Annotated in this window: 10 protein-coding genes; 6 read left to right on the top strand and 4 right to left on the bottom strand. The window is 74.7% G+C overall.

Annotated elements, in window-relative coordinates:
- Nucleotides 1-536: 536 nt before the first annotated feature.
- The 4 genes from ACFU6K_RS14115 to ACFU6K_RS14100 form a co-directional block, all read right to left on the bottom strand.
- Nucleotides 537-1,337 (bottom strand): TIGR03936 family radical SAM-associated protein, encoded by an 801-nt coding sequence (locus ACFU6K_RS14115; RefSeq protein WP_380662995.1) that lies wholly within the window; start codon nucleotides 1,335-1,337, stop codon nucleotides 537-539.
- 170 nt (nucleotides 1,338-1,507) lie between these two features.
- Nucleotides 1,508-1,936: a PIN domain nuclease gene (locus ACFU6K_RS14110; protein WP_380662993.1), complete on the bottom strand. Its 429-nt coding sequence runs from the start codon at nucleotides 1,934-1,936 to the stop codon at nucleotides 1,508-1,510.
- Nucleotides 1,912-2,172 carry a type II toxin-antitoxin system VapB family antitoxin gene (locus ACFU6K_RS14105; protein WP_380662992.1) on the bottom strand — a complete coding sequence of 87 codons (261 nt, stop codon included), beginning with the start codon at nucleotides 2,170-2,172 and terminating at the stop codon, nucleotides 1,912-1,914. Before ACFU6K_RS14105 ends, ACFU6K_RS14110 begins: the two co-directional genes overlap by 25 nt.
- A 118-nt stretch (nucleotides 2,173-2,290) precedes the next feature.
- A complete protein-coding gene (locus tag ACFU6K_RS14100) occupies nucleotides 2,291-4,219 on the bottom strand; it encodes a TIGR03960 family B12-binding radical SAM protein (RefSeq protein WP_380662990.1) in 1,929 nt (642 codons plus the stop codon).
- A 555-nt stretch (nucleotides 4,220-4,774) separates the two neighbouring features.
- Here ACFU6K_RS14100 and ACFU6K_RS14095 point away from each other — a divergent pair.
- The 6 genes from ACFU6K_RS14095 (at nucleotide 4,775) to ACFU6K_RS14070 (ending at nucleotide 12,716) form a co-directional block, all read left to right on the top strand.
- On the top strand, nucleotides 4,775-6,079 hold the full coding sequence (locus ACFU6K_RS14095; protein ID WP_380662989.1) for a M14 family zinc carboxypeptidase: 1,305 nt from the start codon (nucleotides 4,775-4,777) through the stop codon (nucleotides 6,077-6,079).
- Nucleotides 6,080-6,184: 105 nt separating this feature from the next.
- Nucleotides 6,185-6,988, top strand: coding sequence for an IclR family transcriptional regulator (locus tag ACFU6K_RS14090; protein WP_380662988.1), 804 nt, complete (start codon nucleotides 6,185-6,187; stop codon nucleotides 6,986-6,988).
- 412 nt (nucleotides 6,989-7,400) lie between these two features.
- Nucleotides 7,401-9,089, top strand: coding sequence for an ABC transporter substrate-binding protein (locus ACFU6K_RS14085; RefSeq protein ID WP_380662986.1), 1,689 nt, complete (start codon nucleotides 7,401-7,403; stop codon nucleotides 9,087-9,089).
- Complete coding sequence (locus tag ACFU6K_RS14080; protein ID WP_380662985.1) at nucleotides 9,086-10,045, top strand: ABC transporter permease; 960 nt, start codon at nucleotides 9,086-9,088, stop codon at nucleotides 10,043-10,045. Before ACFU6K_RS14085 ends, ACFU6K_RS14080 begins: the two co-directional genes overlap by 4 nt.
- Nucleotides 10,042-10,992, top strand: a complete 951-nt coding sequence (locus tag ACFU6K_RS14075) for an ABC transporter permease (RefSeq protein WP_380662983.1) — start codon at nucleotides 10,042-10,044, stop codon at nucleotides 10,990-10,992. The genes ACFU6K_RS14080 and ACFU6K_RS14075 overlap by 4 nt, the downstream gene beginning before the upstream one ends.
- Nucleotides 10,993-11,024: 32 nt before the next feature.
- Nucleotides 11,025-12,716, top strand: coding sequence for a dipeptide ABC transporter ATP-binding protein (locus tag ACFU6K_RS14070; RefSeq protein ID WP_380662996.1), 1,692 nt, complete (start codon nucleotides 11,025-11,027; stop codon nucleotides 12,714-12,716).
- Nucleotides 12,717-12,727: the final 11 nt, after the last annotated feature.

The following is a 12,727-nucleotide window of genomic DNA, read 5'->3' as shown; positions in this document are numbered from 1 at the left end:
CCCTGCGGGGTGCCCGCCGGGCGGGACACCGCGCGGCGGCGACGGCGCGGCGGCGCGGCGGACGCGCCCTCACCACCGGTCGCGGCGGTTTCGTTCTGTTCCGTGGCCGCAGTCTGCTGCGGATCGGTGTTATCGAGCATGCGGGTGGATCTCCCGTCAGGCCCCCGGGCTCCGCATCCGGGCACGGCACGGCACCGCTGGGCGGCCGGCATCGCGACGATGCCAGGACCGGACCCTTGGACGGTGCCGCCGCGCGGACGCGAGGCCGCACAGGGGCTCGTAGTCTCGCTCGGCGCCCCGCACACGGCGGGGTGTCGAAAGTCTTCTGGTCTGACCAGTCTTCTGAGGTTTTCCCAAGCTGCGCCGTCCCCCAACCCCGGGTGGCTCCCGGACGGGGTCCCGGACCGGCCGACCTTCCTGGTCGGCAGGCCCCGGTTGGCAGGCCTGCGCTGCGACGACGCTCGCTCCCCTGGGGAGCCGCGGGAACCCTGGAGGACCGTCGGGCCCAGTGAGGCACTGGGCCCGGCCTCCCCCCGCTAGGCGGACGCGGTAGCGTGCGGCCCTGCTGCCGGCTCCGAGCCGACCGGGGCCGCTGCGCGGTCGAGCGCCAGCGGGTCGGTCACCGTGCCGGCCTCCTCGTCGAGCGGCCCCTGCGCCAGCCTGGTCACCTCTGCGGGGACCGGCGGCGCCAGGTCGGCCGTCGCACGGAGACCGGACAATACGTCGTCGGGTCGTACGGCTGGTGTGGCGTGTCGTACTACCAGGCGCAGTATCGCACAGGGACGGCCGGTCCGAACATCGCGGTCGGTTCCGGCCCCGGCGTCCGCACCGGCCTCGACCTGGGCCGGGAGGGCTTCCAGCGCCGCCACCGCGCCCCGCGCGTCGAAGACCCGCAGGCCGTTCTTGGTGCGGCGCTCGACCTCGACCCGCTCGGCGGCGAGGAAGCGCGCGACCGCGTCGGCGGCCACGTCGGGCTCGACACCGTCCAGCCGGACCAGCCACTCGGAGGCCTCCAAGCGCTCCACGAAGTTCGGCGTCCGCACCTCGACCGCGTCGATCACGTCCAGGCCCGTCGGCAGCGACTCGTCCAGCTGCGCCCGCAGCTGCTCGGGGTCGCGGACGGCGGCCAGGCCGATCTCCAGGTACTCCGCCTCGCTCGCCACCCCGGTCGGGGCCGCGTTCGCGTAGGAGACCTTCGGGTGCGGGGTGAAGCCGGCCGAATAGGCCATCGGAACGGCGGACCGGCGCAGGGCGCGCTCGAAGGCGCGCTGGAAGTCGCGGTGGCTGGTGAAGCGGAGCCGGCCGCGCTTGGTGTAGCGGAGACGAATCCGCTGCACCGTCGGCGCGGGCGGCGGACCGTCGGGCGTACGGCGTGCCAGGGTCGCTCAGTCCTTAGTCAGTTGTCCCCGTCCGGCGTGGCGTCTTCCCGCCACTGTCCGGACTCTGTCACCTCAAAGGGTACGCGCCCCGCCACCCCCCTCGCTCCGCCCCTGGTCAGAGACGGTCCTCAGTCCAGCGACCCGGGCTCGGCCAGCCACCTGGCCTTGAGGTCGGTGTGCTTGGCGATGGTCTCGAAGTCCCGGTCGTAGTGCAGCACGGTCAGCCCGTGGTGCATCGCGGTGACGGCGACCACAAGGTCGACCACACCCGCGGACCGATGGCTGCCCGTTTCGGCAAGCCGAAGCTGGAGCACCGGAATCCGCTGCCAGACGTCGTCAGGCACGACCCACCAGGTGTACAGCCGCTCGAACTGCGCCCGCATGGCCCGCATTTCGGCGGCCGACCGAGCCGAGAAGAGCAGCTCGCCCTCGGTCGGAGCACACATGCCGATCTTCCCGGAGGCCAGGGCCTCGCCCCAAGTCGACAGCGCCGCCGGTCTCGTGATCAGCCGCGCCGCCGCCGAGGTGTCAATCAGGAAGCCTTCCCGAGCTCCCATTCAGCCCCACCCTGCTTTCCGCGCCGGACCTCGTCCTTGAAGCCCGGTTCCAGCAACTTGTCGAACGCGCCGTCCTCAGCGAGCCGCACCAGCTCCTGCAGTGCGAGCTCCCTGCGGCGCCGCGCCCCTATCTCGGCGAGCGCAGCGTTGACGGTGTCCTTCTTCGTCGTAGTCCCGAGTACCTCGGCAGCCAGCGCCAGCGCCTCTTCGTCGAGGTCGATCATCGTCTTGGCCATACTCTACACCTCCACTCGGATATACCAGAACCTCAATCATGACAATACATTGAGTACCATGGAGAATGCATCGAACCCCATGCCGATCTATTCGACATGGGGTTCGATGTTTATATGACTACTTGTTGACGACCGTCAGGGGGAGCATCTTCTTGCCGGTGGGGCCGATCTGGATCTTGGTGTCCATCTGCGGGCACACGCCGCAATCGAAGCACGGGGTCCAGCGGCAGTCGTCGACCTCGACCTCCTCCAGGGCGTCCTGCCAGTCCTCCCAGAGCCAGTCCTTGTCGAGGCCGCTGTCCAGGTGGTCCCAGGGCAGCACCTCCTCGTAGGTGCGCTCGCGGGTGGTGTACCAGTCGACGTCGACGCCGGTGCCGGCCAGGCCCTTCTCGGCGCAGGCCATCCAGCGGTCGTAGGAGAAGTACTCGCGCCAGCCGTCGAAGCGGCCGCCGTCCTCGTAGACCTCGCGGATGATCGCGCCGACCCGGCGGTCGCCGCGGGAGAGCAGGCCCTCGACGATGCCCGGCTTGCCGTCGTGGTAGCGGTAGCCGATGTTCTTGCCGTACTTGCGGTCGCCGCGGATGGAGTCGCGCAGCTTGGCCAGGCGGGCGTCGGTGGCCTCGGCGGACAGCTGCGGGGCCCACTGGAACGGGGTGTGCGGCTTGGGCACGAACCCGCCGATGGAGACGGTGCAGCGGATGTCGTTCTGGCCGGTGACCTCGCGGCCCTTCTGGATGACGTTCTTCGCCATCTCGCCGATCTGGAGCACGTCCTCGTCGGTCTCGGTGGGCAGGCCGCACATGAAGTACAGCTTCACCTGGCGCCAGCCGTTGCCGTACGCGGTGGCGACGGTGCGGATCAGGTCCTCCTCCGACACCATCTTGTTGATGACCTTGCGCATGCGCTCGCTGCCGCCCTCGGGGGCGAAGGTGAGGCCCGAGCGGCGCCCGTTGCGGGACAGCTCGTTGGCGAGGTCGATGTTGAAGGCGTCGACGCGGGTGGACGGCAGCGACAGGCCGATCTTGTCCTCGGTGTAGCGGTCCGCCAGGCCCTTGGCGATGTCGCCGATCTCGGTGTGGTCGGCGCTGGACAGCGACAGCAGGCCGACCTCCTCGAAGCCGGTCGCCTTCAGCCCGCGCTCCACCATCTCGCCGATGCCGGTGATGCTTCGCTCCCGCACGGGGCGCGTGATCATGCCGGCCTGGCAGAAGCGGCAGCCGCGGGTGCAGCCGCGGAAGATCTCCACGGACATCCGCTCGTGCACCGTCTCGGCGAGCGGGACCAGCGGCTGCTTCGGGTACGGCCACTCGTCGAGGTCCATCACGGTGTGCTTGGACACCCGCCACGGCACGCCGGGGGCGTTCGGCACGACGCGGCCGATCCGGCCGTCGGCCAGGTACTCCACGTCGTAGAACTTGGGAACGTAGACCCCGCCGGTGCGGGCCAGGCGCAGCAGCAGCTCGTCCCGGCCGCCCGGGCGGCCTTCGGCCTTCCAGGCGCGGATGATCTCCGTGATGTCGAGGACGGCCTGCTCGCCGTCGCCGACCACGGCGCAGTCGATGAAGTCCGCGATCGGCTCCGGGTTGAAGGCGGCGTGGCCGCCGGCCAGGACGATCGGGTCCTCGACGGTGCGGTCCTTGGCCTCCAGCGGGATGCCGGCCAGGTCGAGCGCGGTCAGCATGTTCGTGTAGCCGAGCTCGGTGGAGAACGACAGGCCGAACACGTCGAAGGCCTTCACCGGGCGGTGGGCGTCCACGGTGAACTGCGGGACGTCGTGCTCGCGCATCAGCGCCTCGAGGTCCGGCCAGACGCTGTAGGTGCGCTCGGCGAGCACGCCCTCACGCTCGTTCAGCACCTCGTAGAGGATCATGACGCCCTGGTTGGGCAGCCCGACCTCGTAGGCGTCGGGGTACATCAGCGCCCAACGGACGTCGCAGGCGTCCCAGTCCTTGACGGTCGAGTTCAGCTCGCCGCCGACGTACTGGATCGGCTTCTGGACGTGCGGGAGGAGGGCCTCCAGGCGTGGGAAGACCGATTCGACAGTCATGTACTAGGAACCCTTACGACGTGATTCGGTGCCGCGAGTCGGCACGGGAGGGGTGACCCTCAAGGGTAGCCCAATCCGGGGAACGGGCCGTCTGCCCCGGTTCACGGGCCCTCCGCGCTCCGGCGCGACCCCGGACGGCCGGTCTCCGCCCGCACCCGCCGGTCTCCGCCCGGGCCCGCCGGTGGCCTCCCGCACCCGCTGGTGCCCGCCCCGGCACGCGCGGTGGGCGCCCGCCGGCCGGTGCCGTCCGCCGTTGACACGCCCGGACGGGCCGTGCGGTACTGACAGGGCTCCGCCAAAGACATCTGCACCCCTTCCGGACAAGGAAGTTGAGTCGTACGCTCGGCCCTCGTCGGTTTTCCGGCCGGCACGCCTCTCCCTCCCCACGGGCCGCCCCCGGACGGCCCCGTCCGTCCCCGCACGGCCGCCGTTCCCGGCCCGCGGTGCCACGCCCAGCCCCGTCCCCCTCCCCCGTCCCCCCGCCCGCACGCCGTGCCCGGCGGCGCACCCGCACGCCCGCGCCCCGGCGGCCGTACGACCGGCGCAAGGAGAACCATGACCGACACCGGTCGGCGGATCCGCCCGCTCCGGACCCTCGACACCCGGCCGGCCCGCTACCCCACGCCCGCCCAGGCCGAGTCCGCCGCACGGCGGCTCGCCCTGCGGCACCCGGACCGCTGCCGGCTGCGCGAGGTGGGCCGCTCCCGGGCCGGCCGCCCGCTGCTGCTGCTCTCCGTGGACCGCGGCCCGCGGGCCGCCCTGGTGGTCGGCGGCCCGCACCCCAACGAACGGATCGGCACCGCCGGGACCGTCCGGCTCGCCGAGGTGCTGCTCGACCGCCCCGCCCGCCCCGGGCTCTCCTGGCACCTGCTGCTCTGCCTCGACCCCGACGGCGCCGCGCTCAACGCCGGCTGGCTGGACGGCCCGCTCACCATGCGGCGCCACTACGAGCACTTCTTCCGCCCGTCCTTCGAGGAACAGCCCGAGCTGCTGCCCGCCCCCGGCTCCGGCCGCCCGCCGATGCCGGAGTCCCTGGCGCTGACCGGACTGATCGACGAACTGCGCCCGTTCCTCCAGTGCTCGCTGCACGGGGTGGACTTCGGCGGCGCGTTCGCCCAGCTCACCCGCCCTGTCCCGGGCCTGGCCGGGCGCTTCGCCCGCTCCGCGCAGCGGGCCGGCGTCCCGCTCGACGTGGACTCCTACGACGCGATCGGCTGGGCCAGCCCGGACCCGGGCACCTACCTGATGCCGGCCCCGGGCGCCGGGGGCTCCCGGGCCCTGCCGGACGAGCCCGAGCTGTCCACCTGGTCGTACGCGGCCCGGTACGGCGCGGTCACCGCGGTGCTGGAGGTCCCTATGTGGGCCGTCGACGCGGTCGGCGACGCCCGTCTCCACCCGGCCGGCCCGCGGGCCCTCGCGGCGGCCGCCCGCGACCTCACCGCACGCGCCGGGGAACTCGCCGCCCTGCTCCCGAGCGTCCGCGCGCACCGGCCCGGGGCGCACGGCCACGAGGCGTACGGCCCGCTGCTGCGCACCGCCGAGTCCAGCCTGGCGGTCGCCCCGCGGGTGGCCGAGGAGTGGCTGGAGCGCTGGGGCGCCGAACCGCTCACCGCCTCCCGGGTGACCACCGCCGGACTGGTCGCCGCCCGCGTGCCGCTGCGGGTCGCGTCGATCCTGCTGCGGCTGCTCGCCGACACCCGCGGCCCCGGTACCGAGGCCGCCCGCGACCGCGCCCGCGCCGTCGTCGCCGACAGCCTCGACCGGCTGCGCCACCGCTTCGGCACCCGCTGGGTCCCCGTCCAGGAGCAACTCGCCCACCAGACCCGCGCCGTCCTCACCACCGCCGACTGCCTCCTCTGACCCGCCCCGGCCACCACCACCGCCGGGGCGGAATCCGGCTGCCGGGTACGGGTGTTGGGTCGGGTGACGGGACGACGTGGGCGGCGGCGGTGGAGGGTGGGGCAGGTGGCGGGGAACTCGGGGGAGGCCGGGGGGCGGTCGGTGGCCGGGCGGGTGTTCGCGGTGCTGGAGGCGTTCGACGGGGAGCGGGAGTCGCTGCGGCTGGCCGAGATCGCGCGGCAGGCCGGCCTTCCGGCGCCGACGGCGCTGCGGATGGTGCGGGAGCTGGTCGCCTGGGGTGCGCTGGAGCGGCAGCGGGACGGCGGGTACCGGCTGGGGCGGCGGCTGTGGGCGCTGGGGTCGCTGGCGCCGTGCCTGCGCCGGATCCGGGAGTTGGCGCAGCCGGCCCTGCGGGAGCTGCACGAGCGGACCGGGCAGACCGCGCTGGTGGCGGCACTGGACGGCCGTTCGGCGCTGCTGCTGGACCGGCTGCCGGGTGCGGCGGTGCGGTCCTCGCCGTTCCAGGTGCGGGTGGGCGGGCGGATGGACCTGCACGCCACGGCGGTGGGCCGGGTGCTGCTGGCGCACGCGCCGGAGGCGCTGGTGCGGGAGGTGGCGGCGGGTCTGTCCGCGGCGGGCGCGCGGCACACCCGGTACACGGTGGTGGCGCCGGGCCGGCTGGCCCGGGAGCTGGCGGCGGTGCGGCGCGGGGGCGTCGGGTACGCGCGCCGGGAGATGCAGCCGGTGTACGGGGCGGCGGCCGTGCCGGTGTTCCATCCGGACGGTTCGCTGCTGGCCGCGCTGGGGCTGGTGGTGGCCGTCCCCGTCGATCCGGCCCGGTACGAGGGGCTGTTGCGCGAGGCGGGGCGGCTGATGGCGGCCGAGGTCGCGCGCTCGGTGGCCGCGGAGGGGGCCCGTCCCACCGGATGACCCGGACCGCCACCGCGTTCCACTGGGTGGAACGCCGTGGTGGCCAGGAACCGCCGGTAGCGGGCACCCTGGTGCGCGAAACGGGCGAACGCGCAGGCATCGGAGGCCGCAGTGCACAGCAGCGGTGGCAGGGCCCCGGCCGCGCGGGGCGTCGCCCCGTCGGCGGGCCGTCCGTGCCGCCGCGGCCGATGTCGTGCCCTCGACCGCGCCCGTGGCACCGGTGTGCCCGGCGCCCTGTGCGGTACCTCGGCCTGAGCGGCGTCTGACGCCGCGCCGCGGGACCGTCTGACGGTCCGACGGCCCGGATCCGGCCACGACCGAAGGCCGACCCCTCTCCCTCTCCCCCGCCGTGCGCGCCCGCGCCCGGCGGCGGTCCCGTACGCCCTCCACCGGCACCACCAAGGAGTCACCCATGCCCAGCAGACCCGTGCCCGCCGCCCGGCGCGCCCTCCGCCCGTTCGCCGTCCCCAAGGCCGTGCCCGCCGCCGGCCTGGCGGCCGTGCTGCTCGCGGGCTGCTCCTCGGCCGGCCCGGCCGGCCCGGGCGGCGCGGGCGCCGACGGGGTTCCGGTGCGCGGCGGCACCCTGAAGTACGCGGTGGCGGTCGGCACGTCCTGCCTGGACCCGCACGTCAGCCCCGGCGACGTGACGGCGGTGATCCAGCGCAACGTCTTCGACTCGCTGGTGTACCTGGACGACAAGGGCGCCTTCCACCCGTGGCTGGCGAAGTCCTGGCAGATCTCGCCGGACGCCAGGACGTACACCTTCCAGCTGCGCGAGGGCGTCACCTTCCACGACGGCACGGCCTTCGACGCGGCGGCGGTGAAGGCCAACCTGGACCACGTGAAGGCCCCGGGGACCAAGTCGCTGTACGCGGCCAGCCTGCTCGGTCCGTACACCGGTTCGGAGGTGGTGGACCCGCTCACCGTCCGGGTCTCCTTCTCCGAGCCGTACGTGCCGTTCCTGCAGGCGGCCGCCACCCCGTACCTGGGCATCGCCTCGCCCAGGTCGCTGACGGAGAAGGCCGACCAGCTGTGCGCGGGCGGCGCGAACTCGGTGGGCACCGGGCCGTTCAGGGAGACCGAGTACGTCAAGAACGACCACGTCGAGTTCAAGCGCAACGACGCCTACGCCTGGGCGCCGGAGGGCGCCGCGAACCAGGGCGCGCCGTACCTGGACGGGCTGACGATCCGCTTCCTGCCCGAGGACTCGGTCCGCTCCGGCGCGCTGACCAGCCGCCAGGTGGACGCGGCCACGCTGCCGGTCACCGCGGTGCGCACCGTCCGGGCGGCCACCGGTGTCGAGGTGAGCCGGACGCAGAACCCGGGCGTGGTCTACTCGCTGTTCCTGAACTCCACCCGGGGCGCGCTGCGGGACGAGCGGGTGCGCCGGGCCGTCCAGCGGGCGGTGGACGTGGACGCGCTGGTCAGGAGCATCTACTTCGGCGAGTACGAGCGCGCCTGGAGTCCGCTGAGCCCGACCACCCCGGCGTCGTACGAGGCCGGGCTGAAGGGCGCGCTCCCGCACGACCCGGCGGCGGCCGGCCGGCTACTGGACGAGGCCGGCTGGAGCGCCCGGGACGGGGACGGCTACCGGGTGAAGGACGGGCAGCGGCTGACCCTGCACTGGCCGTACATCGCCTCGCTGGTGCGGGACCAGCGCGACACCCTGGCGGCGGGCATCCAGGCCGACCTGAAGAAGGCCGGGATCGAGCTCGTGCGCGACTCGATCGACAACGGCACCTACTTCAAGATCTACGCGAGCGGCGACTACGACCTGTGGGACAACTCCTGGGTGCGGGCCGATCCGGCGATCCTGGCCGGCTTCTACCTCTCTTCCAACACCCCGGCCGCCGGCGGCCAGAACGTCTCGCTGAGCAGCGACCCGGAGCTGGACGGCTGGCTGACGGCGGGTGCGGCGACGACCGACCCGGCGGCCCGCAAGGCGAACTACACCAAGGCCGAGCGGTGGGCGGTCGAGCACGGCACGGTGCTGCCGCTGTACGTGACCACCAATCTGATCGGGCGGTCCAAGGACGTCCGGGGCCTGGCGTTCGACGCGAACGCCTGGCCGCAGTTCGCGGGTGTCTGGAGGTCCAGGTGACCCGCGCGGCCCGCGCGCTGCTGCACCGGCTGGGCGGCGCCGTCCTGGTGCTGTGGGGCGCGGCCACCCTGGGGTTCCTCGCGCTGCACCTGGTGCCCGGCGACCCGGTGTCGACCCTGCTCGGCGGCTCGGTGACCACCGGCTCGGCGGCCGTCCGGGCCGAGATCACCCGGGAGTTCGGGCTGGACCGTCCGCTGTTCGCGCAGTACCTGACCTTCCTCGGCCGGCTGCTGGGCGGCGACCTCGGCCGCTCCTACCAGCAGCAGCAGCCGGTGAGCCGGATCATCGGCGAGCAGCTCGGCCCGACCGCTGCGCTCGCCCTGACGGCCTTCGGGCTGATCCTGCTGTTCGCCCTGGTGTCCGCGGTGACCACGGCCGGGCGGCGCCGGGCGGTGCGCGGCGCGGCGTCCGGGGCGGAGCTGCTGGCGGTCTCCACCCCGCCGTTCTGGCTGGGCGTGCTGCTGCTCACGCTGTTCTCCTTCCACCTGCGGCTGTTCCCGGTCGCCGGGGCGGAGGGCTGGCAGTCGCTGGTGCTGCCGGCGGTGACGCTGGCGGTGCCGTTCGGCTCGCTGCTCTCGCAGGTGCTGCGGGAGGGCCTGGAGTCGGCGCTGCACGAGCCGTTCGCGCTGACCGCCCGCTCGCGCGGGATCGGCCCGCTGGCGCTGCGCGGCCGGCACGCGCTGCGGCACGCGCTGGTGCCGGCGGTCACGATGGGCGGCTGGCTGGTGGGCGGGCTGCTGGGCGGGACGGTCCTGGTGGAGACGGTGTTCGCCCGGCCGGGTCTCGGCCGGGTGGCGCTGGACGCGGTCACCGGGCACGACCTGCCGGTGGTGATCGGGCTGATCCTGCTGTCCGCCGCCGTCTACCTGGTGGTGAACACCGTGGTGGACGCGCTCTACCTGCTGATCGACCCGCGGCTGCGCGGCGCGGGCCGGGTGCGGGAGGTGGCGGCATGACCGGCTCCGTCCTCCCGGCCCCCGAACCGGGCGCGCCCGGAACGCCCGCCGCACGGCCGTCCGCCCCCGAACCGGCCGTCGCCGAGCCATCCGTCCCCGGACCGCCCGCCCGGGCGGTCCGTTCGGGCGGTGGGCGGGCCTCCCGGGTGCGGCCCGGCGTGCTGCTCGCCGCGCTGGTCCTGGCGGCGGCGGTGCTCGCCTGCGCCTGGCCCGGGCTGCTCGCGCACGCCGACCCGACGGCGGCCGACCCGGTCGCCGCACTCACCCCGCCCGGGTCCGAACACTGGCTGGGCACCGACCAGTTGGGCCGGGACGTGTACACCCGGGTGGTGCACGGCGCCCGGTACTCGCTGCTGATCGGGCTCGGCGCGACGGCGCTGTCGGTCCTGGCGGGCCTGCTGGTCGGCCTGCCGGCCGCGCTGTCCGGCCGGATCGGCGACCAGGTGGCGATGCGGGCGGTGGACGTCCTGCTGGCGCTGCCCGAACTGCTGCTCGCGCTGCTGGTGATCGCGGTGGTGGGGCCGGGCACCGGCAACGCGCTGCTGGCCATCGCGATCGCGGCCACCCCCGGGTTCGCCCGGCTGGTGCGCGGGCAGGCGATGGTGGTGCGCGGCTCGGAGTACGTGCGCGCCGCGACGGCGCTCGGGGTGCCCCGGACGGCCGTGGTGCTGCGGCACGTCCTGCCGAACACGCTGGGGCCGTTGACGGTGCCCGCCACGCTGGCCGTCGGCACCGCCGTGGTCTCCGGCTCGGCGCTCAGCTTCCTCGGGCTCGGGCCCAAGGCGCCCGCCCCGGAGTGGGGGGCGATGCTCTCCCAGGGCCGCGACTTCCTGTCCACCGCCTGGTGGATCGCGGTCTTCCCGGGGGCCGCGATCACCGCCGCGGTGGTCGCGATCACCGTGCTCGGCCGACAGTTGCACCGCCGCCTGGAAGGACGGACGCCATGAGCCCGACCGACACCGTGGAACCAGTCGACGCCATGAGCCCGACCGACACCACGGAACCAGCCGAAGCCATCCGCCCGATCGTCGAACTGGAGGGCCTGAGCGTCGAGTTCGGGCACGGCAGGCGGCGGACCACGGCGGTGGCCGGGGTGTCGCTGTCGCTGTCGGCGGGCGAGTGCCTGGCGCTGGTCGGCGAGTCCGGCTCGGGCAAGAGCGTCACGGCCCGGACGCTGGTCGGGCTGACGGCCCCCGGTGCCGCCGTACGGGCCGAACGGTTCCTGGTCGAGGGCCGGGACGCGGCCGCCTTCGGCGAGCGGGAGTGGCGCCGGGTGCGCGGCCGCACCGTCGGGCTGGTGCTCCAGGACGCGCTGTCCGCGTTGGACCCGCTGCGCCGGGTGGGCGCCGAGGTGGGCGAGCCGCTGCTCGCGCACCGCGTCCTGCCGAAGGCCGAAGTGCCGGGCCGGGTCGAGGAGTTGCTGCGCGACGTCGGGGTGCCGGAGCCGGCCGGACGGGCCCGGCAGTACCCGCACCAGCTCTCCGGCGGGCTGCGCCAGCGGGCGCTGATCGCCTCCGCGCTGGCGGCCGGCCCGCGGGTGCTGGTCGCGGACGAGCCGACCACCGCGCTGGACGTCACCGTGCAGGCCCAAGTACTGGACCTGTTGGGCGAGTTGAAGGCCAAGGGGACGGCTCTGCTGCTGATCAGCCACGACCTGGCGGTGGTGGCCCGGCTGGCGGACCGGATCGCGGTGATGAAGGACGGCCGGATCGTGGAGAGCGGCCCGGCCGGGCGGGTGCTGGGCGCGCCCGAACACCCGTACACCCGGGTCCTGCTGGCCGCCGCCCCCGATCCGGACCGCCCGGGGCCGCCCGCCGCGACCACCGACGACGGGGCCGACGACGGTGGGACCGGAACCAACGACGGAGCCGGCGACGACGGGAAGGCCCGGCTCCTCACCGTCCGCGGCCTGGTGAAGCGCTACCGCACCCCGGACGGCGGCCTGCGGGAGGCCGTCGCCGACGTGTCGTTCGGCCTCGCACCCGGCGAGACCCTGGGCATCGTCGGCGAGTCCGGCTCCGGCAAGAGCACCACCGCCCAGCTGGTGATGGGCATGCTGGCCCCGGACGCCGGGGAGGTGCTGCTGGACGGCCGGCCGTGGAGCGCACTGCCCGAACGCGAGCGCCGCCCGGCCCGGCCCGCGGTGCAGCTGGTCCACCAGGACCCGCTGGCCTCCTTCGACCCGCGCTTCACCGTCCGGCGGATCCTGGCCGAGGCGCTGGCGGTCGCCGGGGTGGCCCGCGGCGCGGCCCGGCGGGAGCGGGCGGTCGAGCTGCTGACCCAGGTGGGCCTCGGCGAGCAGCACCTGGAGCGCAGGCCGCGCGGACTGTCCGGCGGGCAGCGCCAGCGGGTGGCGATCGCCCGGGCGCTGGCCACCGGGCCGCGGCTGCTGGTCTGCGACGAGCCGGTGTCGGCGCTGGACGTCTCGGTGCAGGCGCAGGTGCTGGAGCTGCTGGCCCGGCTGCGGGCCGAACTGGGCCTGGCGATGCTGTTCATCTCGCACGACCTCGCGGTGGTGCGGCAGGTGAGCGACCGGGTGCTGGTGATGAAGGACGGCCGGGCGGTCGAACACGGTCCCGCCGAACGGGTGTTCCGCTCGCCGGAGCATCCGTACACCCGGCAGCTGCTGGCGGCGGTGCCCCGGCTGCCCGCCCGGGCCCCGGCCGCCTGACGACCCACGGC

The sequence above is a fragment of the Kitasatospora sp. NPDC057512 genome (assembly GCF_042802135.1).
In the GTDB taxonomy this organism is placed as follows: Bacteria; Actinomycetota; Actinomycetes; order Streptomycetales; family Streptomycetaceae; genus Kitasatospora.
This window is presented reverse-complemented; position numbering and strand designations above follow the sequence as displayed.

Bases quoted from the DNA above. Each gene is read 5' to 3' on its own strand.
- ACFU6K_RS14110 (WP_380662993.1), bottom strand. From the start codon at position 1,936: ATGGGAGCTCGGGAAGGCTTCCTGATTGACACCTCGGCGGCGGCGCGG.
- ACFU6K_RS14105 (WP_380662992.1), bottom strand. From the start codon at position 2,172: ATGGCCAAGACGATGATCGACCTCGACGAAGAGGCGCTGGCGCTGGCT.
- ACFU6K_RS14100 (WP_380662990.1), bottom strand. From the start codon at position 4,219: ATGACTGTCGAATCGGTCTTCCCACGCCTGGAGGCCCTCCTCCCGCAC.
- ACFU6K_RS14095 (WP_380662989.1), top strand. From the start codon at position 4,775: ATGACCGACACCGGTCGGCGGATCCGCCCGCTCCGGACCCTCGACACC.
- ACFU6K_RS14085 (WP_380662986.1), top strand. From the start codon at position 7,401: ATGCCCAGCAGACCCGTGCCCGCCGCCCGGCGCGCCCTCCGCCCGTTC.
- ACFU6K_RS14075 (WP_380662983.1), top strand. From the start codon at position 10,042: ATGACCGGCTCCGTCCTCCCGGCCCCCGAACCGGGCGCGCCCGGAACG.
- ACFU6K_RS14070 (WP_380662996.1), top strand. From the start codon at position 11,025: ATGAGCCCGACCGACACCACGGAACCAGCCGAAGCCATCCGCCCGATC.